Here is a 22,113-nt window from a genome sequence, read left to right on the forward strand (position 1 = left end):
ATGCCCGACGCAGCGGCCCGCCACGGCCCCGTCCCGTCCGACGGCCGCCGTCCAGGCCCCCCGGGTGCCGTTCCGGCCGGAGGCGGCTCCGTCGAGCCCGGCGGTGCCTCGCCTTCCGTACCGCGCGGCGGTGATCCGCTCGCCGAACTCGTCGCGCGGTTGCGTGACGTCGGACTCGACCCCGATGTGCCGCAGTTGTGCGACGCGCTCTGGCTGGCGCGCTGGACCCGGCCGGTCGAGGCCGCAGACCGGGAGGACCCGCCCGCCGGAACCGGTGGCCGGCCCACGCCCCGGCCCGACGGCGGACGTGGCCAGGACGGGGACGGACGGCCGCGGGGGGACCGCGCCGAACGGCCGGAGCGGCCGCCGCAGGACGTGGGGGCCGACGGGCGGGTGAGCCTGTACCCGGTCCCGCAGGACGGGGTGGAGCGGACCCGTGGCGCGGGGCGGGCCGCCGCGCTGCCGGTAGGCGTACCCGCCGCCCCCGTGCTGCCCGCCCCGCTCGAACTCCAGCGCGCATTAAGGCGGTTGCAGCGCTACCGCAGCCCCGCGCCGCCGCTGCGCATGCGGCTCGACGAGACGGCGACGGCGGAGCGCAGCGCGCAGGCGGGCGGCCTGATCCTGCCCGTGTACCGGGCCGTCACCCGGGGCGACGCCCGGCTCCAGCTGGTCCTGGACGCCTCGTCCTCGATGCGCGTGTGGGACCGGTTGTTCTTCGAACTTCAGCAGGTTTTCGGCCAGTTGGGCGCCTTCTCCGACATCCAGGTCAGTCATCTGCACCAGGGACCGGACGGTGAGCCGGCCGTCAGCCGCAGCCCCGACGCCTACGCGGCGCCGCTGCACTCCGCGGACCGGCTCAGCGATCCCACCGGCCGCCGGATCGTCCTGCTGGTCAGCGACTGCGCGGGTCCCCTGTGGCACAGCGGCCACGCGCACCGGCTGCTGCACCACCTCTCCCGGCAGGGCCCGGTCGCCGTGCTCCAGCCGCTGCCGCAGCGCCTGTGGAACCGCACCCGACTGCCGGTGCTGTTCTGCGAGTTGAGCCGCGGCGAGACGCTGGGCGGAGCGGCCGCACTGCGCGTACGGACCCCCGCGGGGATCCCGGCGGAGGTGCGCCGGGGAGCGCTGCCGGTGCCGGTGCTGCCGCCCGAGCCGGTGGCCCTGGGCGCCTGGGCCAGGCTGCTGTCCGGGGCCGGCGCGGGGCCCGTCCCGGGGGCCGTGGGCTGGGTGCGCGCGGACCAGCCGGCCGCCCCGGCGGCCCGTGCCGACCGCCGGCGCACGCCGTTCGAACGGGTCAGCAGGTTCAGCTCCAGCGCCTCCCCGGCCGCCGGACGGCTCGCCGTGTACCTGGCCGCCGCACCCCTGTGCCTGCCCGTGATGCAGCTCGTCCAGCGCACGATGCTGCCCGACTCCGGGCCGGCCGAACTCGCCGAGGTGCTGGTCGGCGGCCTGGTCACGCGCGCGTCGGAGGAGTACGCCGACGGCGGCGCCCAGTGGTACCGCATCGAGCCCGACGTGCGTGACGCCCTGCTGTCCCGGCTGGGCCGCGACGAGGCCATGCTGGTGCTCAAGCACTGCTCGGAGTACATCGAGCAGCGCTTCGGCAAGGGCGGCCCCAACTTCCCGGCCCTCGCCCTGGCCCAGCTCGGCGACGGCGGCGCGGGCCGCCCGTACACCCCCACCACCCGGCGCACGGACGACGGCGACAACGGCGACCAGGGGGATCACCGCGACCACGCCGACCACGCCGACCACGGGGACAACGGCGGCAACGGCGAGGAGGCCTCCGTGCCCCAGCCCTTCGCGGAGGTCGCGGCCCGCGTGCTGCGGCGGTTCATGCCGCTGCCCGAGCAGTTCGAGAGCCCCGGAAGCCGGACCGGACCGGGACAGCCCGTGGAACGGCCGACGCACCAGGCGGTCCGCAGGGCCCGAGCGCTGATCGAGCGCTTCGACAGCGAGGGCATGATCCAGGACGTCATCGACGCGGTGCAGCTGCTGCGCGGCGCCACCGAACGCGAGCGGACGGGCGCGGACCCCGAACTGTGGGCCGAGTACGCGCACTGCACCCTGCGGCTGTGGGAGGTGCAGGGCGGCGACGACCTCCTCCAGGAGGCCGAGGCGGCCGCGGAACGGGCCACCGCGCACCCGCGTCGGCTGCGGGAACGGGCCGTGCTGGCCCGGGTGTTGCACGCGGCCGCGACCGACCGCAGGCGGCGCGGCGACCGCACCGGCGCCCTGGACCTGCTGCGCCGCGCCGACCGCGAGTACGCCGTCGCCTGCGCCGCGCCCGGGCTCGACGAGCACCAGGCGCTGAAACTCACCCTGGAACGGGTGCGCGCCCTGGAGGCACAGTGGCGGCTCGGCGGGGACAGCGCGCTGCTCCAGGGCGCCGTCGGCATGCTGGAGGCCTTCGCCGACGTCTGGCCCGACCGGCGCCGGCGCCCGCCCGAACTCCCGCTGGAGCACGGCCGGGTCCTGCTGCGTCTCTCCGGCGCCACCGCCGATCCCGTCCAGGCCCGCCTCTACGCCGAACAGGGCGCTCAGTCACTGCGCAACGCCCTGGACACCGGCACGGAGCCGTACACCGCCGAGTCGGCACGCGCGCGTGTGCGCATCCTGCTCGACCTGGTCGACGCGCTGCTCCAGGCGGGCGGCCCGCTGGACGACGCCCAGGCCCGGGTCGACGAGGCCCTCGCCCTGGTGCGCGAACAGGGCCGGCGCGCGTCCTTGCTGGCGCGGGCCGGCCGGATCGCCGTGGCCCGCTACGCCGAGTCGGGCGAACCGGCGGAGCTGGAGGTGGCCGCGGACCGCTTCGCGCAGGCCGCCCAGCGGATGTCCCGTGACGCGCCCGCGCACGCCGACGTCCTCGCCGAGTGGGGCGAGGCGCTGCTGCGGCTGGCCGGGCTCCAGTCCGGGGTACGGGCGCAGGACGTGCTGTCCCGGGCGATCCGCGTGCTGCGGGACTGCCGGATGGAGACCCCGGCGGGCAGCCGCCAGGTCGCCCACCGGCTGCTGCTGCTCGGCCGCGCGCTGATGCTGCGCTACCGGGCCCGCGGGGACCGGGTCGACCTGCGCGAGGCCGAGCACCTCTTCGGCCTCGCGGCGGCGGAGGCGGGCGATCCACTGCTCGCCGCCCGCTGCCGACTGGAGCTCGGCCAGGTCCAGTTCGAGGCCTATCGCAGCCTGCGCCGCCCGGCCCGGCTCGACCTCGCGGTCGACGCCTTCCGCGACGCGGCGGAGGCGGCCCGGGAGGCGGAGGGGGTGGCCGAAACCGGTCGTCGGCGCCATGAGGCCGTCGAGTTGTGTGCGCAGGCGCACCACTGGCGGGGTATGTCCTACGAGGCGGCCGCACGGCCGCGTGCCGCCCGCGAGGCCTACCGACTGGCCCGCGCGGAGTGGTCGAGGCTGCCGGACGACCACCTGGGCACGGGCGAGCCGACGGCGGAGCAGACGGCGCGGCGGCTGGCCGCACTGGAACGTGTGACATGAGCGGAGCGAGTCGGGAGGGGTGGGCATGGACGCACAGGACGGGTTCGCGGGGGTGACGGTGGCGCCGGAGACCCCCGGCGCGGGGGAGCCGCTGCCGGATCTGCTGTCGCTGGGTCTCACGGAGCTGGGGACGATCGAGCATCCCGTGCTGCTGGAGCTGCTGGAGGAGCTGCGGGACCGCGCGGGACAGGCGAGCGAGCCGCTGTGGGGGTTCGCCTCGGCTCTCTGAGGCGACCGCCGTCGGCTCCACCGGATCGCCCGATTCGGTCACTCGATCGCTTGGAGTCGATTCCGGTTTCTTCCGTGCACGACTCGGACAACTTCGGTCGTGCGGGGTTTGTGACCCGTGCCCGCCCGGGAATGCGGCTCAAGGGCCTAGGCATGGGGGTGCTGGAGTGTCTCGACAGGCCTTCCGCCAGTTCATCGTGAAGACGCACGGTCGCTGCAACCTCGCCTGCACCTACTGCTACCTCTACGAGGGCCCCGACTCCACCTGGCGCACCCGCCCCGCGGCCGCCGCCGACGAGGTCCTCGAGCGCACCGCGACCCGTATTGCCGAACACGCCGACACCCACGGCCTCACGGACATCTCCCTCGTCCTGCACGGTGGCGAGCCCCTGCTGGCCGGCGCCGGGAAGCTGGCCCGCTTCACCGCCCTGGTGCGCGACCGCGTCCCGGCCGCCTGCACGGTCCACGCCACCGTCCAGACCAACGCCACCCTCCTCACCGAGCGGCGCCTCGCCGTCCTGGCCGACGCCGGCATCCGGATCGGCGTCAGCCTCGACGGCGGCCTCGCCGCGCACAACGCCCGCCGTGTCGACCACGCGGGGCGCCCGTCCTGGCCCGCCGCCGCGCGCGGGGCACTGCTGGTCGCCGAGCAGGCGCCGCAGGCCTACGCCGGCATCCTCACCGTCGTCGACGTCACGCTGGACCCGGTGGAGACGTACGAGTCCCTCCTCACCCTGCGACCGCCCGGCCTGGACTTCCTGCTGCCGCACGGCAACTGGTCCGCCCCACCGCCCCACTGGGCGGACGCCCGCCACGGGGAGTGGCTGTGCGCCGTCTTCGACCGCTGGTGGCGGGCCGGCCGGCGGGAGACCCGGGTCCGCCTCTTCGAGGAGTGCGTCGCGCTCCTGCTGGGGCTGCCCTCGGTCACCGAGGCACTCGGCCTCGCGCCGTTCGACGCGGTCGTCGTGGAGACCGACGGATCGATCGAACAGGTGGACGCCCTGAAGTCCGCCTACGACGGGGCCGCGCGGACCGGCCTGGACGTCTTCCGGCACGCCTTCGACGAGGCGCTGCTGCATCCCGCGGTGGCAGCCCGCCAGGCGGGCGCCGCGGCCCTCGCGGACCAGTGCCGGGCCTGCCCCCTGCTGACCGTCTGCGGAGGCGGTCACTACGCCCACCGCTACCGGGCGGGGCACGGCTTCCGCAACCCGTCCGTGTACTGCGCGGACCTCCAGCGCCTCATCCGCCACGTCGCCGGCCGGCTCGCCGCGGACACGGCCGCCGCCGTCCCCGGAGCCCGGGAAGGAGGCCCACCGTGACCAGGCCGACGGTCCCCGACCGGGCCCTCGTGGAACTCGGCCGTACCGAGGGGACCCCCGACACCCTGGCCCTTCTCGTGCGGGACCAGGACACCCGACGGCTCCTGCTGCTGCGCGCGGTCCTCGACGCGGCCGAGGCGGCGGACCCCGCGCTCTGCTCCCCCGGCCGAAAGGCCCGGCTGCTGGAGGACTGGTCCCTGCTCGCCGAGGCCGACCACGTTCAGCCACCCGGCACCGCCCACCGCCCGGCCGGAACGCCACAGGACCCGCGCGGGGCGTCGCACTCCTCGCTCGGCGCGCCGCACCCCTTACCGGCTGCCGTCCCCCCGACCCCGCCGGGTGCCGCGCTCTCGCCCGCCCGGGACCGGCTCTTCCATCCGCTGACCGGGCCATGGGCCCTGAGCTGTCTGCACGGACTCGACGGCCGCGCAGGTCCCCCGGACGAGCCCCGGTCCCGCCGGCTCCGGCAGGACCTCGCGCACTTCAGCGCGATCGCCGCCGTGGCGGCTGCCCGCGCCGGGATCCCGTTCACCGTCCGGCTGATCGCGTATGCCGGAGTGCTCGCCCTGCCGTCCCTCGGCTCGCTGCGCACGGCCACCACAGGGGACGTCCCCGTCGACGTCACCCACCGGGGAGGGTGCCTGACGGTGCGCCAGCCCGACGGGCCGGACGTCGTCGTGCGTCTGGAGAGCGGGATCGGGGCCTGGTCCGGCGCGCTCGCCTGGACTCCCGTGCACGCCCTGCCCGGACTGACGTCCGCCGGCGGCCCCATGCCCCTGGACGACGTGGATCCCTACCGTGTCGCACCGGGCCCCCGCCACCGGACGCTCGGCGGACCCGCGAACCTCGACGACGGGGACGGCAAACGCTGGCTCCAGGCCTGGTCGGGCACCGAGGCCGCACTGCGCACCGGCGGCGCGCACCGGGTGACCGAGGCGGTGGCGCTGCTGCGCTGCCTGGTGCCGCTGGAGCGGCCGCCCGGCGCCGAGGGACGGGACAGCTGCAGCGCGACCCGGCACGAGGCGTTCGGCGCCCTGCTCTCCAGCACCCCGCAGGACGCCCTGGCCCTGGCCGAGACCCTCGTCCACGAACTGCACCACGCCAAACTGGCCGCCCTGGGGGACCTCGTGACCCTCCATCACGCCGATTCGGAGGCCCGCTACTTCGCCCCCTGGAAGACCGACCCCCGACCGTACGACGGTCTGCTCCAGGGGATCTACTCGCACCTGGCCCTCGCGGACTACTACCAGCGCCGCGCGCTGCGCACCACACCGCCCGACAGCGAGTACGCCTGGTCGCGGCACGCCCGCTACCGCGCCCAGGTCGGAGCGGCCCTGCCGGGACTCGTCGGCTCGCCCGACCTCACCCGCCGGGGACGCCGGTTCGTCGACGAGATGACGGCCACCTACGAGCGCATGGCCGACCATCCGGCGCCCCGGAACCATACGGCGCGGGCCCAGGCGTATGTGAAGGCCGCGCGCGCTCTGTGGACACAACGTCATGCGCCCGCTGTGCCACGCCCGAAAGAATGAGGATGGCCTGCAAGGGGCCGCCCGGTGCGCGAAGATCGTCGAATCGAGGCACGCGTGGATGAAGTCGGCGGACTTACGCACGGCGCGCCGAGGTTCTAGGATTTTGGTACTACGCGCTGGAGGCCGCTGCATGTCTGGAGCTCGTACGCCGGTGGGGGCAACCGGGAGAGGGGCCGCGAGGCAGACGGTCACGATCCATTTCGCGGGATTCAACCGGGCCTGGGCTGCCTGGGTCGGGGACCGGCTCGAACGTCGTGGCCTGCGGGTGGTGTACCTGCGCTGGGACTCCCCTGCGGACGTCCCCCTGGTGGACCTGTTGCGCGACCTGGAACTCGCCGAGGGCCGCATCCTCATCGTCGTCAGCGAGTGGTACTTCCAGCTCGGTCCCCGGACGCAGGAGGAGTGGAACGCGGCGCTGCGCGAGGTCGTCGCCCCCGACGCGTCCCGGTTCGCCGCCGTCTCCGTCACCTCGGCGTCCGTGCCCTCCGCGACCGCCGTCCTCGCCCCGGTCAACCTGACCAACATGGGCGCGGAAGAGGCCGAGCGCCGGCTGCTCGACCGGCTGGACCTGCCGACCGACCCGTTGCCCGAGCCCGCCGACGCGGCGCGCCGCGGTCCCCGGTTCCCGGCGTCGATGCCCGAGGTCTGGGGCGGGGTGCCCCGCCGCAACACCCGGTTCACCGGCCGCGAGTCGCTGCTCAACGAGGCCTACCACGTGCTGCGGAACGCGGAGCCCGGCGCGGGCGTGGTCACGTTCTACGGCATGTCGGGTGTGGGCAAGACCCAGCTGTCCGCCGAGTACGTCTACCGCTTCGGCTCCGAGTACGACGTCGTCTGGTGGGTCAACGCCGAGAAGCGCGTGACCTACCGTCGGCTGCTCGCCGAACTCGCCCCGAAACTGGGGCTCCAGACCGGCCAGGAGTACGGTGAGCGGCTGCGCGCGGTCCGCGACTCGCTGCGCCGCGGCGAACCGTACGGACGCTGGCTGCTGATCCTCGACGGCGCGGACGAACCCGACCAGATCTGGGACCTGGTGCCGACCGGCCCCGGCCACGTCATCATCACCTCCCGCAACCCGGAATGGACCGAGCACAACAGCAAGCTGCTCGAGGTGCCCGTCTACGCCCGCGACGAGTCGGTGGCGTTCATCCGGCGCCGCGCACCGCGGCTGACGGAGGCGGAGGCCGACCAGCTCGCGGACGCGCTGGAGGACCTGCCGCTGCTGCTGGACCAGACGGCGGGCTGGCTGAACGACTCCGACCTCTCGGTGCGCCAGTACATCGCCCTGCTCGACGGCGGCATCGACAGCGACGTGGTGAAGGTGTCGGCGGACTTCCCGCTCGCCTTCCAGACCGCGTGGTCGATACTGCTGAACAAACTCCGCGACACGGTCCCCGAGTCGGTCGACCTGCTGCGGCTGTGCACCTTCTTCGCACCGGGCTTCATCCCCGTCCGCCTGCTGCGCGAGATGTCCAGCGAAGCACTGCCCGAGCAGCTCGCCGGACTGCTCAACGATCCCCTGCTGTGGAACAAGGCGATCAACCAGCTCCGCCAGTACTCGGTGGTCCGCCTGGAGTCCCACGAAGCGCTCGGCGACGAGGCGGCGGCCTCCGGCGAGTCGCTGTACCTGCACCGCATGGTCCACCAGATCGTGCACAAGGACATGCCGGACAGGGACCGCAAAGAGTTCATCGACGTCGTACGCCAGGCACTCGCCGCGGCCGACCCGCGCCGGCCCACCGACCCCGACCTGTGGCCGGGGTACGCCCAGATCGTGCCGCATCTGAAGTACGCGGACGTGCTCCAGACCCAGGACCCGGCCGTCCAGCGACTGGTCTTCAACTGTCTGCGCTACATGTACTTCTCCGGCGAGTACAACGCCGGCATCAAGCTCGGCGAGCGCGCGATGGAGGCCTGGCGCGAGCTGCTCGGCCCGACCCACCCCAGGATCTGGGAGCTGAGCTACCACTACACCAACCTGCTGCGCGCCGTCGGCGACTACGCCGGGACCGAGGCCCTCAGCCGCGCCGCCTCCGAGCACCTGAAGGCGGAGCGCGGACCCCAGGACCTGGAGCATCTGCGGGCCGCCGCCGGTCTCGCCGCCGACCTGCGCGGCCTCGGCCGCTACGACGAGGCACTGGAACTCTCCCAGTGGGTCCTGGTCGGATACCGCGACCTGCTGGGCGAGCAGGACTCGCGGAGCCTCAACTCGCTGAACAACCTGGCGGTCTCCCTGCGGCTGCTCGGGCGCTACCAGGAAGCCCTGGACATCGACCGGCAGACCCTGGAGTCCCGGCGCGTGCTGCTGCGGGCCCGTCATCCGTGGACGCTCGGCTCCGAGATCTACTACGCCATCGACCTGCGGCTCCTCGGCCGCTACGCGGAGGCCGAGTCCATCCAGGCGAAGAACGTGCGCGAGAGCCGACTCGTGATGGGCCGTGACAACCCGCAGACCCTCAGCGCCGAGCACAACCTGGCGCTGTGCCGCTACCGCCTGGGCGAACGTGATCGCGGCCGGGAGCGCGGTATCGAGTGGGAGGAGCCCGGGGAGATGCTCTCCAGCGTGCTGGAGCGCGGTGAGCGGGTGCTGGGCGAGACGCATCCGCTGACCCTGATCTTCGCGACGGCCCAGAGCTGCTTCGCCCGCGAGCACGGCGACATCGACCGGGCCCACGAGCTCAGCGAGGCCGTCGTCTCACGCTACGAGATGATGCTCGGCGACGGGCACCCCTTCGTCGCGGGGGCCCGCGCCAACCAGGCGCTGATCCTGCGCAACGTCGGCGAGCGGGAGGCAGGCCACGTCCTCCTGGAGCAGGCACTGGCGTCGATGACCGAGGCGGTGGGCGAGAACCACGCCTGGACGCTGGGCTGCGCCCTGAACGCCTCGGCCCTGCGCAACATCGTGGGCGACACCGAGAACGCCGCCGACCTCAGCGGGGACACGGTGACCCGGGCCATCGAGTCGCTCGGCCGGACCCACCCGCTGACTCTGTCGGCGCGGATCGCGTACGCGGCGGACCTGCGCGGTCTGCGGGACCGGCGGCAGGCCGAGAAGGTCGAGCAGGAGGCCCTCTCGGACCTCGACTCGACGCTCGGCAGCAAGCACCCGCACACCGTCTCGGCCCGGTCCCGCAACCGCCCCTACTGGGACTTCGAACCCCAGGTCATCTGACGCCCGTCAAGCCCGAGCACGCCGAAGGGCCCGGCCCCGGAAACCTCCGGAGCCGGGCCCTTCGCCCGTGGTGGGTGAGGACTACGCCTCGAACACCTCACGCACCAGCTGCTCCTGCTCCGCCTGGTGCCGCTTGGCGGAGCCGACCGCCGGGGACGAGCCGTGCGGGCGCGAGATGCGGCGCAGGCGCTCGCCGTGCGGCACGTCAGCGCCGACCGCGAGGTCCAGGTGGTCGATCAGGTTCAGGGCGATGAACGGCCAGGCGCCCTGGTTGGCCGGCTCCTCCTGGGTCCAGAGGTACTTCTCGGCGTTGGGGTACTTGTTGACCTCCGCCTGGACCTCGGCACCCGGCAGCGGGTACAGCCGCTCGAGGCGGATGATCGCCGTGTCCGTGACGCCGCGCTTCTGACGCTCGGCCTCCAGGTCGTAGTAGACCTTGCCGGCGCAGAAGACGACCTTCTTCACGGCCGCCGGGTCGGTGATCGTCGTGTCGCCGATGACCGGGCGGAACTGGCCGCTCGTGAACTCCTCCGCCTTCGACGCGGCGGCCTTGAGGCGCAGCATCGACTTCGGGGTGAAGACGACCAGCGGCTTGTGGTGCGGGTTGTGCACCTGCCACCGCAGGAGGTGGAAGTAGTTCGACGGGAGCGTGGGCATCGCGACCGTCATGTTGTTCTGGGCGCAGAGCTGGAGGAAGCGCTCGACGCGGGCCGAGGAGTGGTCCGGGCCCTGGCCCTCGTAGCCGTGGGGGAGGAGGAGCGTGACGCCGCTCGTCTGACCCCACTTCTGCTCGGCCGCCGAGATGTACTCGTCGACCACGGTCTGCGCGCCGTTGACGAAGTCGCCGAACTGCGCCTCCCACATCACGAGCGCGTCGGGGCGGGCCAGCGAGTAGCCGTACTCGAAGCCCATCACCGCGTACTCGGAGAGGAGGGAGTTGTAGACGTTGTAGCGCGCCTGCTCGTCGTTGAGGTACTGGAGCGGGGTGTGCTCCTCGCCCGTCTCGCGGTCGATGAGCACCGCGTGGCGCTGGCCGAAGGTGCCGCGCTGCGAGTCCTGGCCGGACAGCCGGACCGGGGTGCCCTCCAGGAGGAGGGAGCCGACGGCCAGCGTCTCGCCCATGCCCCAGTCGATCGTGCCGTCCTCGACCATCGACGCCCGGCGCTGGAGCTGCGGCAGCAGACGCGGGTGGACGTGGAAGTAGTCGGGGATGTTGACCTGGGACTCGGCGATGCGCTTGACGACCTCCGCGGAGACGGCGGTGTTCACCGCTACGGGGAAGTTGTCCTGCGGCTCGTGGGCGTCGCCGGCGGCGGGCTGCGCGGTGGCCTCGCGGACCTCCGTGAAGACCTTCTCCAGCTGGCCCTGGTAGTCCTGGAGCGCCTGCTCGGCCTCTTCCAGGGTGATGTCGCCGCGACCGATGAGGGACTCGGTGTACAGCTTGCGCACCGAGCGCTTCTTGTCGATCAGGTCGTACATCAGCGGCTGGGTGAAGGCCGGGTTGTCCGACTCGTTGTGACCGCGGCGGCGGTAGCAGATGAGGTCGATCACCACGTCCTTGTTGAACGCCTGACGGAACTCGAAGGCCAGCCGCGCGACGCGGACCACGGCCTCCGGGTCGTCGCCGTTCACGTGGAAGATCGGGGCCTCGATCATGCGCGCCACGTCCGTGGCGTACATCGACGAGCGCGAGGACTCCGGGGCGGCGGTGAAGCCGACCTGGTTGTTGATGACGATGTGGACCGTGCCGCCCGTGCGGTAACCGCGCAGCTGCGACATGTTCAGGGTCTCGGCCACCACGCCCTGGCCCGCGAAGGCCGCGTCGCCGTGCAGGGCGACCGGCAGGACGGTGAAGTCCGTGCCGCCCTTGTTGATGATGTCCTGCTTGGCGCGGCTGATGCCCTCGATGATCGGGTCGACCGTCTCCAGGTGGGACGGGTTCGCGGCCAGCGAGACCTTGATCTGCTCGCCGTCCAGGCCCGTGAAGGTCCCCTCGGCGCCCAGGTGGTACTTCACGTCGCCGGAGCCGTGCATCGACTTCGGGTCGAGGTTGCCCTCGAACTCACGGAAGATCTGCGCGTACGACTTGCCGACGATGTTCGCGAGGACGTTCAGACGGCCGCGGTGGGCCATGCCGATGACGACCTCGTCCAGCCGCGACTCGGCCGCACTGTCCAGCACCGCGTCGAGCAGCGGGATGACGGACTCGCCGCCCTCCAGGGAGAAGCGCTTCTGGCCGACGTACTTCGTCTGGAGGAAGGTCTCGAAGGCCTCCGCCGCGTTCAGCCGGCGCAGGATGCGCAGCTGCTCCTCGCGCTCCGGCTTGCTGTGCGCGCGCTCGATGCGGTCCTGGATCCAGCGGCGCTGCTTCGGGTCCTGGATGTGCATGAACTCGACGCCGGTGGTGCGGCAGTACGAGTCGCGCAGCACGCCCAGGATGTCGCGCAGCTTCATCAGGGACTTGCCCGCGAAGCCGCCGACCGCGAACTCGCGCTCGAGGTCCCACAGGGTGAGGCCGTGCTCGGTGATGTCCAGGTCGGGGTGCTTGCGCTGGCGGTACTCCAGCGGGTCGGTGTCGGCCATGACGTGGCCGCGGACCCGGTAGGAGTGGATCAGCTCGAAGACCCGGGCGGCCTTGGTGACGTCGTCGTCGTGGCTGGCGTCGATGTCCTTGAGCCAGCGGACCGGCTCGTAGGGGATGCGCAGCGCCTCGAAGATCTCGTCGTAGAAGCCGTTCTCCCCGAGGAGGAAGTTGGCGACGACGCGGAGGAACTCGCCGGAGGCGGCGCCCTGGATGACCCGGTGGTCGTAGGTCGACGTGAGCGTCATGACCTTCGAGATGCCGAGCTTGTTCAGGGTGTCCTGGCTGGTGCCCTGGAACTCCGCCGGGTAGTCCATCGAGCCGACGCCCATGATCACCGACTGGCCGGGCATCAGACGCGGCACGGAGTGCACGGTGCCGAGACCGCCGGGGTTGGTCAGGGAGACCGTGACGCCGGTGAAGTCGTCCATCGTCAGCTTGCCGTCGCGGGCGCGGCGGACGATGTCCTCGTAGGCCTGCCAGAACTCGAAGAAGTTCAGCGTCTCGGCCTTCTTGATGCCGGCCACGACGAGCTGGCGGTCGCCGTTCGGCTTCACCAGGTCGATGGCCAGGCCGAAGTTGACGTGCGGCGGCTTGACGAGGGTGGGCTTCCCGTCCTTCTCCGCGTAGTGCCAGTTCATCGACGGCATGGCCTTGATGGCCTGCACCATCGCGAAGCCGATCAGGTGCGTGAAGGAGATCTTCCCGCCCCGGGCGCGCTTGAGGTGGTTGTTGATGACGATGCGGTTGTCGAACAGCAGCTTCACCGGGACCGCGCGCACGGACGTGGCCGTGGGCAGCTCGAGCGAGGCGTTCATGTTCTTGGCGACCGCGGCGGCGGGGCCGCGCAGCGTCACGAACTCCGGACCCTGCGCCGGCGCGGCCGAGGCCGCGGCGGGCGCGGGCTTCGCGGCGGCCGGCTTGGCGACCGGGGCCGCCTTCACCGGAGCCGGAGCAGCGGCCTGAGCAGCGGCCGCGGGCTTCGGGGCGGCGGCCGGTGCGGGAGCCGGCGCGGCGGGTGCCGCAGCAGCGGGCGCCGCCTGGGCCGGAGCGGCCGGTGCTGGGGGCGTGGTGGTCGCTGCGGCCCCCGCGGCCGCAGTACCCGCCGGAGCCGAGGGAGTGGCGGCCCCCGGCTTGTAGTCGGCGAAGAAGTCCCACCAGGCACGGTCTACCGAGTTCGGGTCCTGGAGGTACTGCTGATAGATCTCATCGACGAGCCACTCGTTCGGCCCGAACGCGGCAGCGGGATTCTTGCCCGCTTGGTCTGCGTCGGTCGAGATGCTCGATGCGTTACTGGGGGACTGTGGCGACACGGCGGCAACCGCCCTCTTCCGCTTCACAAGGTGATGGACAGCGGGAATAAAGGCTACGCCCCCTGGAGGGGGAAGGTCAGGCCGGGCCGGTGCATCGTCGCGTAAGTCACATCGGAAAGCGCGTTTCGCGGCTGTAAATGGCGGGAAACAAGCGCGGTTGCGCGTCAAAAGGGGTGCGTTGATGCAGGTCGCGCACGCTGAGCGTGCGGACCCGTGCCGACCTGGGACGGTCCGCTGCCTGATCACACGTGTCCGGCTGCGCGAACGTCGGTGGATCTTGTGGCTCCGGTTCGAACTTTACGTCAACTTGGGACGGAAAACTCTCCCGGGAGAGTGACAAGAATCCGGCAGCCCCGCTCGGATTCGGCCACTCCGATCCGGCCGCCGTGAAGATCGACGGCCCAGCGGGCGATCGCCAGCCCCAGCCCCGTACCGCCGTCGCTGCCCGGTCCGTGCGGCCGGCGGACGGCTCCCCGGTTGAACCGCTCGAACACCCGGCGCCACTCCGAGCGCGGAATGCCGGGCCCCTCGTCCAGGACCTCGAGCTCCAGCGACTCCGGCAGCGGTCCGCGCCGCGCCTTCACCGTCACCCGTCCGTGCGGCGGGCTGTGCTTGACCGCGTTGTCGATCAGGTTCGCGACGACCTGGTGGATCCGCTCCGGGTCCGCGTGCGCGGTCAGCTCCGGCGGGGACACGTCCAGGTGCAGATGGACGTCGGTGCGCGTGTGGTTGCCGCCCGAGCCCATCGTGGCGCGCGCCGAGGCGACCATGTTGGCCTCCTTCAGCACCCCGGACAGGTACGGCCACACCTCGAAACGCCGCTTGCGCAGCGGGACGACGCCGTTGTCCAGACGGGACAGGTCCAGCAGCGTCTCCACCAGCCGGCCGAGCCGCTCCGTCTGCTTCAGGGCGGTGCGCATCGTCTCGGGGTCCGCCTCGGCGATGCCGTCGACGACGTTCTCCAGGACGGCGCGCAGGCCGGCGATGGGCGTGCGCAGCTCGTGCGAGACGTTGGCCACCAGCTCCTTGCGCTGCCGGTCCTGCGCCTCCAGCTCGTCCGCCATGACGTTGATCGTCTGGGCCAGGTCGCCCAGCTCGTCACGGCGGTTCTCGCTCACCCGGCGGGTGTAGTCGCCGTGCGAGATGGACCGGGCCACCGTGTTCATCTCGTCCAGCGGCGCGGTGAGCGAATGCGCCACGAACTGCGTGATCAGCAGTGTGGCGATCATCGAGAAGACCGTGATGAAGCGGAGCTCCGTCTTGGTGTGCACCGCGATCACCGACAGGCCGGTGGTGATCAGCACCGAGACGACGACCAGCGCACCCAGCTTGGTCTTGATCGAGAACGGCCGTACCCGGCCCCAGGGCTCCCCGGGGCTTCTCGGCCCGTCCGGCCCGGAACTCATGGCGTCGGGGTCTCCAGCGCGTAGCCCACGCCGTGCACGGTGCGGATCCGCTCCGCCCCGATCTTCCGCCGCAGCGCCTTGATGTGGCTGTCGACGGTGCGGGTGCCGGAGGCGTCCGCCCAGTCCCAGACCTCCGCGAGGAGCTGCTCCCGGGAGAGCACCGCGCGCGGGGTGTTCGCCAGGCAGACCAGCAGGTCGAACTCGGTGGGCGTGAGGTGCACGTCCTCCGAGCGCACCCGCACCCGGCGCTGCGCGTGGTCGATCTCCAGCTCGCCGAGCCGCAGGATCCCGCTGCGCGGAGTCGTCGCCGCGATCGCGGCCCGCTCCACCCGGCGCAGCAGCACATGCACGCGTGCCGCCAGCTCCCGCATCGAGAACGGCTTGGTCATGTAGTCGTCGGCGCCCACGCCGAGCCCGACCAGCATGTCGGTCTCGTCGTCGCGCGCGGTGAGCATCATGACCGGCACCGGGCGGGCGGCCTGCACACGACGGCAGACCTCCAGACCGTCGAAGCCGGGCAGCATGATGTCGAGGATCAGCAGGTCGGGCTGCCAGGCCTCTGCCGTGTCGACGGCCGCCGGGCCGTCGCCCGCCGTTTGCACGAGGAATCCCTCGGCGCGCAGGCGGGCCGCGATGGCGTCGACGATCGTCGGGTCGTCCTCGACCACCAGGACGCGCCGCTGCGCGCCCGGCGTCGCCGTCGCCGTGCTGTTGTGTGCGGTGTGTGTCTGCTCCATCGCCCGCCCCTGAGTGTGCTTTCCGGAACCAGTGGGGTGATCCCATGTCTGCGCATGACTGCGGTTGACGCGTAAATGATCGGCGTCAGGGGTGCAGCGTACGGGGAGTCACCACGGCTTTGCTATCCAGGTCGGACGGCAAGATGTACGACGTCCGGCACGCCTCGGGCAACCGGGATCTCTTCGGTACGCACCTGTTGGAACCCGGCATTCCTCATGGTTCCCTCGAATTCCGGAGAGGGTCGGGCGGACCACACTGCCAGTACCCCACCGGGTCTCAACACCCGTGCGCAGCTTGCGAGTCCGGCCGTGGAATAGAGGCTGTCGTTGCCCTCGGTGACGGTCCAGTCGGGCCCGTTGTCGATGTCGAGGCATACCGCGTCGAACGTGTCGCATGTCTCATTGACGTAGTCGAGCAGATCCGCTTCGACGATCTTCGACCGGGGATCGGCGAGCGCGTCCCCGGAGAGGGCGGCCAGCGGGCCGTCGAGATGCCAGTCGATGACGGCGCGCTCGCGCTCCACGACTGTGACGGCGCCCCAGCGGGCATCGGCGGCTGCGTGCGCGAGGGAGAAGCCGACGCCGAGGCCGCCGATCAGCAGATCGGGCGAGGGGCGGCCGTCCAGCGCTTCCAGTGCGGCGTCCACCAGGAGCCGCTCCGAGCGGCCGTCCGAGGTGTCCATCAGGAAGCAGCCGTTGGCGATGATCTGGAGCAACTCCCCGTGCCGGCGCAGGACCACCTCACCGTAGGGGCCCTCGCGACGGTCCAGCACTTCGGGCGCGTCGGGGATGTCGTACGGGATGGGCATCGGCCCATCCTGGCACTTCCCTGACGGTTTGTTGAGGGATTTTCGTGGGCTGCCGATGAGGTTGACGTACGGCTGTTCGAAACGGGTTCGGAGTGGCTTCGGGGCGGCTCGGGGGTGCGTGGGAACCGGCTGGGAGAAGTCTCGGAGCTTGCTGTGAATCGGCTCGGGCGTGGTGTCGGTCACAGACAGCGGACCTGTGCGGCGCGAAAGGTGGGGTGGAACGGAAGGAGCGCCGCACGGTGGAACGCACGGCCGCACCCACGAGCCCGCCGCTGCCCGACGTCCGCGGGCTGCTGGACGGCATCCCGGGCCAGCGCACGCCGCCCCGGGGCGAGTCGCCCGCAGAGGCGCCCGCCGAGGCGCCCGCCGAGGCGGCCCCCCGCCGCCGGAACCGGATCCCCGTCCCCTTCACCCTTTCGTACGCGGCCGTCCTCGCCGTCACCTCCTTTCTCACCGCGCACGTCGGCCCCACCCTCGTGCACGCCCTGCATCAGGGCTCCAGCACCGATGTCGCGCATCTGGTGCGGACGCCCGTGCTGGTGCTGGTGGCCAGCGCGCTCTGGGTGGCGGGCGGCCTCGCCTCCCCCTTCACGCTCGGCTTCCTGGCCGTCCTGACGGCGCTGGAGCGGCGCGTAGGCGGCGTCCGTACGGCCGTCGTCTTCCTGCTCGGGCATGTCCTGGCCACCCTCGCGACCGAGGTGCCGGTGGGCCTGGCCGTGCTCGTGGGCCGGCTGCCCGACAGTTCGCTGCACCGCCTCGACTACGGCATCAGCTTCGGGGTCGCCGCGAGTGTGGGCGCCCTGGCGGGTCTGCTCGGACCGTGGCTGCGCTGGCCGCTGCTCGTCGCCTTCGGCGGGATGCTGCTCCAGGACCTGATCGCCTTCGCCGACCCGATGACGAACTGGGGACACCTGATCGCGCTGGCGATAGGCGTCGGCACCTGGCCGTGGCTCCGGCGCCTGCCGCTTCCCGGCGCCGATCCTCGCTCCGGCCGCTGACCGTTCTCCCGGCCGCTTCCCGCCGCTGACCGTCAGCCCGGCGGCCGGTCGGCGCCGGTCCCTCCCCGTCATTCGTCGTACTGGACCGTGCCGTCCGTGTGCAGGGTCGGGTGGAGCTTCATGGGGCCGTACTCGTCGAGGTCCGACGGGCGGGGCGGCTCGGGGCCGTCGGGCCCCAGGCGGACCATCCGCTCGACGCGGCAGATCCGGAACAGGCGGTCCTCCACGCTCGCCTCGTCGGCCCGGCCGGCCGCCCGGAACGTCTCCGCGGCCCGCGCGTACAGGGTCTTCTTGTGCTCGTCGAAGCGGTAGAGCATCGCCCAGACGCGGGCCATCCCCTCGTACAGCGAGCGGCGCGCCTCGTGCGGGGTCGCCGCCAGGGACCCGCACGGGGTCCAGCCGGACCCGTCGCGTTCGGCCACCGAGAAGCCGACCGGCAGCCGGACCACGTCCGGGTGCGTCCGGGCCGCCCACTCGGAGTCCGCGCGCACGTCGGGAGGGAAGCGGGCACCCGTGTACGTGAAGTCGCGCAGGCCCAGCCGGAGGGCTCCCGCCATCGGGCCCTCGTCCCGGTCGGGGTCCAGGACATACCCGACGTCCGGCGACGGGGCGGCGCCCGGGTCCTCCCACGACGGGCTCACGGGCTCGAGGTCGGTGGGCCTGGGCGGCTCCAGACCGTCGTCGCCGGTCCGGGCGAACTCGTCGCCGCGCACCACCCGGTAGCGCACGCCCAGCGCCTCCACCTCGTCGGCCGGGGCCCGCTCCAGCACGGCCACGGCCGCCAGCAGCTCGCGCCGGGCGGCCGGGTCGTCGGTGCCGTCCTTCGCCTTGAACCACAGGTGCGAGTTGAGCCCGTCCCGGGCCTGCTGGGGCATGCCGTCCACCACCGGCTTCAGCAGCCGCCAGCCCGGCTCGGCGGCCGTGCGGTCCCGTGCGGCGACACCGAAGACGGGTCCGCGCAGCGCGATGTGCGGATAGCGGCGCGAGGCCTCGACGGCGTCCGCCTCCGTCACCCAGGCGACGGGGTCGTCACGGCGGACCAGGTCGGCGTGGAGGGCGTCGAGACGTCGCTTCCAGTCATCGGTCATACGCGCATTGTGGTCGCGCGGCGGGCGACTTCGGGGTGAATGCCGGAAGTGAGCGGGGTACGGAGAGGGGGCGCGAGGGGCGTGCCCCGTTGTGTGGCGCCGAAGGGTGCGCCCCCTCGGCCACCCGACGTCACCCCTGCGCGTCTCCCGTGAACTTCGCGCTCGTCAGCGACGACTCGACGCGCCAGCCCAGCGACTCGTACAGTGCCCGCCCCTGCGGTGTGGCTCCCAGCACGCCGGTCCGGGCACCCTGTGCGACCGCCGCGTGGTGCAGGGTCCGCATGACGAGGGCGCCGAGTCCGCGGCGGCGGTGGCCGGGGGAGGTCTCGATCTGGTCGACGACCGCCGTGCCGCCGGTCGGGGCGAGCTGCCCGCGCGCGGCCAGGGAGCCGTCCGGGGCGACGATCATGGTACGGGTCACGCCGCCGCGCGCCCAGGTGCGGGTCCGGTAGCCGTCGGGGGCGGAACCCGGCGGCACGCCGGGGAGCTCGGCCGTCATCAGGAAGCCGGGCTCGGGGTCGATCCACCAGCCGGGTCCCAGCCAGGGCCCGACCACCGCCGGGTCGGCGAACACCTTCAGCCACACGCCGGCCCCGGTCACCGCGCCCGCCACCTTCCGGACGGCCGGCTCCGACACCGCGCTGTCCGTCGCGCCGAACACGTGCCGGGTGACGTGCTGGATTCCCGTTCCCACGTCGACGGTCCAGCCCCACGGCTCGGCCACGGGCGGAGCGGCCCCGCGCGACACGACCCACCCGTCCACCCATGCCTGGACGAAACGATCCACAGGAACCCCCGAGAGCGGCTTGGTAAGAGCCGAATTACTTGTTGAACCATTACGCCCGACCGTAAGGGCGAAGCAGCCCGCCGGAACAGTCGTGATCGCCCACAGCGAACGGGTCGCCTCCCGGGGAACATTCGGAGACTCACGTGCATTGAGTCGGCATAGCTCAACTTGACTGCCGAAGGGGAGATCATGGCTTCGCCGTCCACACCGCTCACCCTGCCCGTGTTGCCTCTCGATGACGAGGTCGTGCTCCCCGGCATGGTGGTTCCACTGGACCTCAACGACACCGATGTACGAGCCGCCGTGGAGGCCGCTCAGGCCGCCGCCCGATCGGAGCCCGGAAAGCCCCGGGTGCTGCTCGTCCCGCGCATCGACGGGACCTACGCGAGCACCGGTGTGCTCGGCACCGTCGAGCAGGTCGGCCGGCTGGCCGACGGCGACCCGGGCGCGCTGATCCGCGGCCGCGGCCGCGTGAAGATCGGCGCCGGCACCACCGGGCCCGGCGCCGCGCTGTGGGTCGAGGGGACGAGGGTCGACCAGACCGTCCCCGAGCCGCTGCCCGGGCACGTCGCCGAACTCGTCAAGGAGTACAAGGCGCTCGCCACCGCCTGGCTGCGCAAGCGCGCCGCCTGGCAGGTCGTCGACCGCGTCCAGGCCATCGACGACGTCTCCGCGCTCGCCGACAACTCCGGCTACTCGCCGTTCCTGACCACCGAACAGAAGGTGGAGCTCCTGGAGACCGCCGACCCAGTGGTCCGCCTGAAGCTCGCCACCCAGCAGCTGCGCGACCACCTCGCCGAGCAGGACGTCGCCGAGACCATCGCCAAGGACGTCCAGGAGGGCGTCGACAAGCAGCAGCGCGAGTTCCTGCTGCGGCGCCAGCTCGAGGCCGTGCGCAAGGAGCTGCGCGAGCTCAACGGCGAACAGGAGGGCGAGGAGTCCGACGACTACCGAGCCCGCGTCGAGGCCGCCGACCTGCCCGAGAAGGTCCGCGAGGCGGCCCTCAAGGAGGTCGACAAGCTGGAGCGCTCCAGCGACCAGTCGCCCGAGGGCTCCTGGATCCGCACCTGGCTGGACACCGTCCTCGAACTGCCGTGGAACGAGCGCACCGAGGACCGTTACGACATCCAGGGCGCCCGTGCCGTCCTCGACGCCGAGCACGCCGGCCTGGACGACGTGAAGGAGCGGATCACCGAGTACCTCGCGGTGCGCAAGCGGCGCGGCGAGCGTGGCCTGGGTGTCGTCGGCGGGCGGCGCGGCGGTGCCGTGCTCGCGCTCGTCGGCCCGCCCGGCGTCGGCAAGACCAGCCTCGGCGAGTCCGTCGCCCACGCCATGGGCCGCAAGTTCGTCCGCGTCGCCCTCGGCGGCGTCCGCGACGAGGCCGAGATCCGCGGCCACCGCCGCACGTACGTCGGCGCGCTGCCCGGCCGGATCGTGCGGGCGATCAAGGAGGCCGGGTCGCTGAACCCGGTGGTGCTCCTCGACGAGATCGACAAGGTGGGATCCGACTTCCGGGGCGACCCGGCGGCCGCCCTGCTGGAGGTCCTGGACCCGGCGCAGAACCACACCTTCCGCGACCACTACCTGGAGGTCGAGCTCGACCTGTCGGACGTGGTCTTCCTCGCCACCGCCAACGTGCTCGAAGCCATCCCGGAGGCCCTGCTCGACCGTATGGAGCTGGTCCGCCTCGACGGCTACACAGAGGACGAGAAGGTCGTCATCGCCCGCGACCACCTGCTCCCGCGCCAGCTGGAGCGGGCGGGCCTGGACAAGGACGAGGTGACCCTCGACGAGAGCGCGCTGCGCAAGCTCGCCGGCGAGTACACCCGCGAGGCGGGGGTGCGCACCCTGGAGCGGTCCATCGCGCGGCTGCTGCGCAAGGTAGCGGCCCAGCACGAACTGGGCGAGCGGAAGCTGCCGTTCACCATCGGGGACGAGGATCTGCGCGGGCTGATCGGCCGGCCGCACCACGTGCCCGAGTCCGCCCAGGACCCGGCCGAGCGCCGGACCGCCGTGCCCGGTGTCGCGACCGGTCTCGCGGTCACCGGCGCCGGCGGTGACGTCCTCTTCGTCGAGGCGTCGCTGGCCGACCCGGAGACCGGCGCGGCGGGCCTGACCCTGACCGGTCAGCTCGGCGACGTGATGAAGGAGTCGGCGCAGATCGCGCTCAGCTTCCTGCGCAGCCACGGCGCCGAACTGGAGCTGCCGGTGGGCGACCTGAAGGACCGGGGCGTGCACATCCACTTCCCGGCGGGCGCGGTCCCGAAGGACGGCCCGAGCGCGGGCGTCACGATGACGACGGCCCTCGCCTCCCTGCTGTCCGGCCGGCTCGTCCGCACGGACGTGGCGATGACCGGTGAGGTGTCCCTGACCGGCCGGGTCCTGCCGATCGGCGGCGTGAAGCAGAAGCTGCTCGCCGCGCACCGGGCGGGCGTCACCACCGTCGTCATCCCCAAGCGCAACGAGCCCGACCTGGACGACGTCCCGGCGGAGGTGCTGGACAAGCTGGACGTCCACGCCGTCACGGACGTCCGCCAGGTCCTGGAACTGGCGCTCGCGCCCGCCATGAACGGCGCGACGCCGGAGGTTCCGGTCGCGGCGTGACGGACGCGACCGGAAGGCGAAGGCCCGGGTCCCGTGAGGGAGGCCCGGGC

Annotated in this window: 13 protein-coding genes; 7 read left to right on the forward strand and 6 right to left on the reverse strand. The window is 72.5% G+C overall.

Features of this window, described 5'->3' with window-relative positions; genetic code table 11:
- From OG736_RS29315 to fxsT, 5 genes are all read left to right on the forward strand, one after another.
- Entirely contained in the window at positions 1-3,489 is a 3,489-nt protein-coding gene (locus OG736_RS29315) for an SAV_2336 N-terminal domain-related protein (protein WP_327185049.1), read from the forward strand.
- 25 nt (positions 3,490-3,514) lie between these two features.
- Positions 3,515-3,718 carry an FxSxx-COOH cyclophane-containing RiPP peptide gene (gene fxsA / locus OG736_RS29320; RefSeq protein ID WP_327185050.1) on the forward strand — a complete coding sequence of 68 codons (204 nt, stop codon included), beginning with the start codon at positions 3,515-3,517 and terminating at the stop codon, positions 3,716-3,718.
- Positions 3,719-3,884: 166 nt separating this feature from the next.
- The gene (locus tag OG736_RS29325) at positions 3,885-5,036 is read left to right on the forward strand and encodes an FxsB family cyclophane-forming radical SAM/SPASM peptide maturase (protein ID WP_327185051.1); all 1,152 of its coding nucleotides are present in this window, start codon (positions 3,885-3,887) and stop codon (positions 5,034-5,036) included.
- Positions 5,033-6,568, forward strand: coding sequence for an aKG-HExxH-type peptide beta-hydroxylase (locus OG736_RS29330; protein WP_327185052.1), 1,536 nt, complete (start codon positions 5,033-5,035; stop codon positions 6,566-6,568). Before OG736_RS29325 ends, OG736_RS29330 begins: the two co-directional genes overlap by 4 nt.
- Before the next feature lie 130 nt (positions 6,569-6,698).
- A complete protein-coding gene (gene fxsT / locus OG736_RS29335; protein WP_327185053.1) occupies positions 6,699-9,740 on the forward strand; it encodes an FxSxx-COOH system tetratricopeptide repeat protein in 3,042 nt (1,013 codons plus the stop codon).
- 81 nt (positions 9,741-9,821) lie between these two features.
- Here fxsT and OG736_RS29340 read toward each other — a convergent pair whose 3' ends face one another.
- The 4 genes from OG736_RS29340 to OG736_RS29355 form a co-directional block, all read right to left on the reverse strand.
- Positions 9,822-13,634, reverse strand: a complete 3,813-nt coding sequence (locus OG736_RS29340) for a multifunctional oxoglutarate decarboxylase/oxoglutarate dehydrogenase thiamine pyrophosphate-binding subunit/dihydrolipoyllysine-residue succinyltransferase subunit (protein ID WP_327185054.1) — start codon at positions 13,632-13,634, stop codon at positions 9,822-9,824.
- A gap of 302 nt (positions 13,635-13,936) precedes the next feature.
- On the reverse strand, positions 13,937-15,040 hold the full coding sequence (locus OG736_RS29345) for a HAMP domain-containing sensor histidine kinase (RefSeq protein ID WP_020130721.1): 1,104 nt from the start codon (positions 15,038-15,040) through the stop codon (positions 13,937-13,939).
- Positions 15,037-15,777: a response regulator transcription factor gene (locus tag OG736_RS29350; protein ID WP_057584183.1), complete on the reverse strand. Its 741-nt coding sequence runs from the start codon at positions 15,775-15,777 to the stop codon at positions 15,037-15,039. The genes OG736_RS29345 and OG736_RS29350 overlap by 4 nt, the downstream gene beginning before the upstream one ends.
- 122 nt (positions 15,778-15,899) lie before the next feature.
- Positions 15,900-16,586, reverse strand: coding sequence for a spermidine synthase family protein (locus OG736_RS29355; protein ID WP_327185055.1), 687 nt, complete (start codon positions 16,584-16,586; stop codon positions 15,900-15,902).
- Positions 16,587-16,825: 239 nt separating this feature from the next.
- Between OG736_RS29355 and OG736_RS29360 the strand changes: the two genes are divergently transcribed.
- Entirely contained in the window at positions 16,826-17,584 is a 759-nt protein-coding gene (locus OG736_RS29360; RefSeq protein WP_327185056.1) for a rhomboid-like protein, read from the forward strand.
- Between the two features lie 68 nt (positions 17,585-17,652).
- On the opposite strand, the gene OG736_RS29365 is transcribed toward OG736_RS29360, so the two are convergent.
- Complete coding sequence (locus OG736_RS29365; protein WP_327185057.1) at positions 17,653-18,672, reverse strand: DUF5954 family protein; 1,020 nt, start codon at positions 18,670-18,672, stop codon at positions 17,653-17,655.
- Between the two features lie 130 nt (positions 18,673-18,802).
- On the reverse strand, positions 18,803-19,459 hold the full coding sequence (locus tag OG736_RS29370) for a GNAT family N-acetyltransferase (protein ID WP_327185058.1): 657 nt from the start codon (positions 19,457-19,459) through the stop codon (positions 18,803-18,805).
- A gap of 189 nt (positions 19,460-19,648) precedes the next feature.
- Between OG736_RS29370 and lon the strand changes: the two genes are divergently transcribed.
- Positions 19,649-22,063, forward strand: a complete 2,415-nt coding sequence (gene lon, locus OG736_RS29375; RefSeq protein ID WP_327185059.1) for an endopeptidase La — start codon at positions 19,649-19,651, stop codon at positions 22,061-22,063.
- The last annotated feature ends 50 nt before the right edge of the window (positions 22,064-22,113 follow it).

Origin of the sequence: Streptomyces sp. NBC_01334 (genome assembly GCF_035983595.1) — a bacterium.
Classification (GTDB): domain Bacteria; phylum Actinomycetota; class Actinomycetes; order Streptomycetales; family Streptomycetaceae; genus Streptomyces; species Streptomyces coriariae.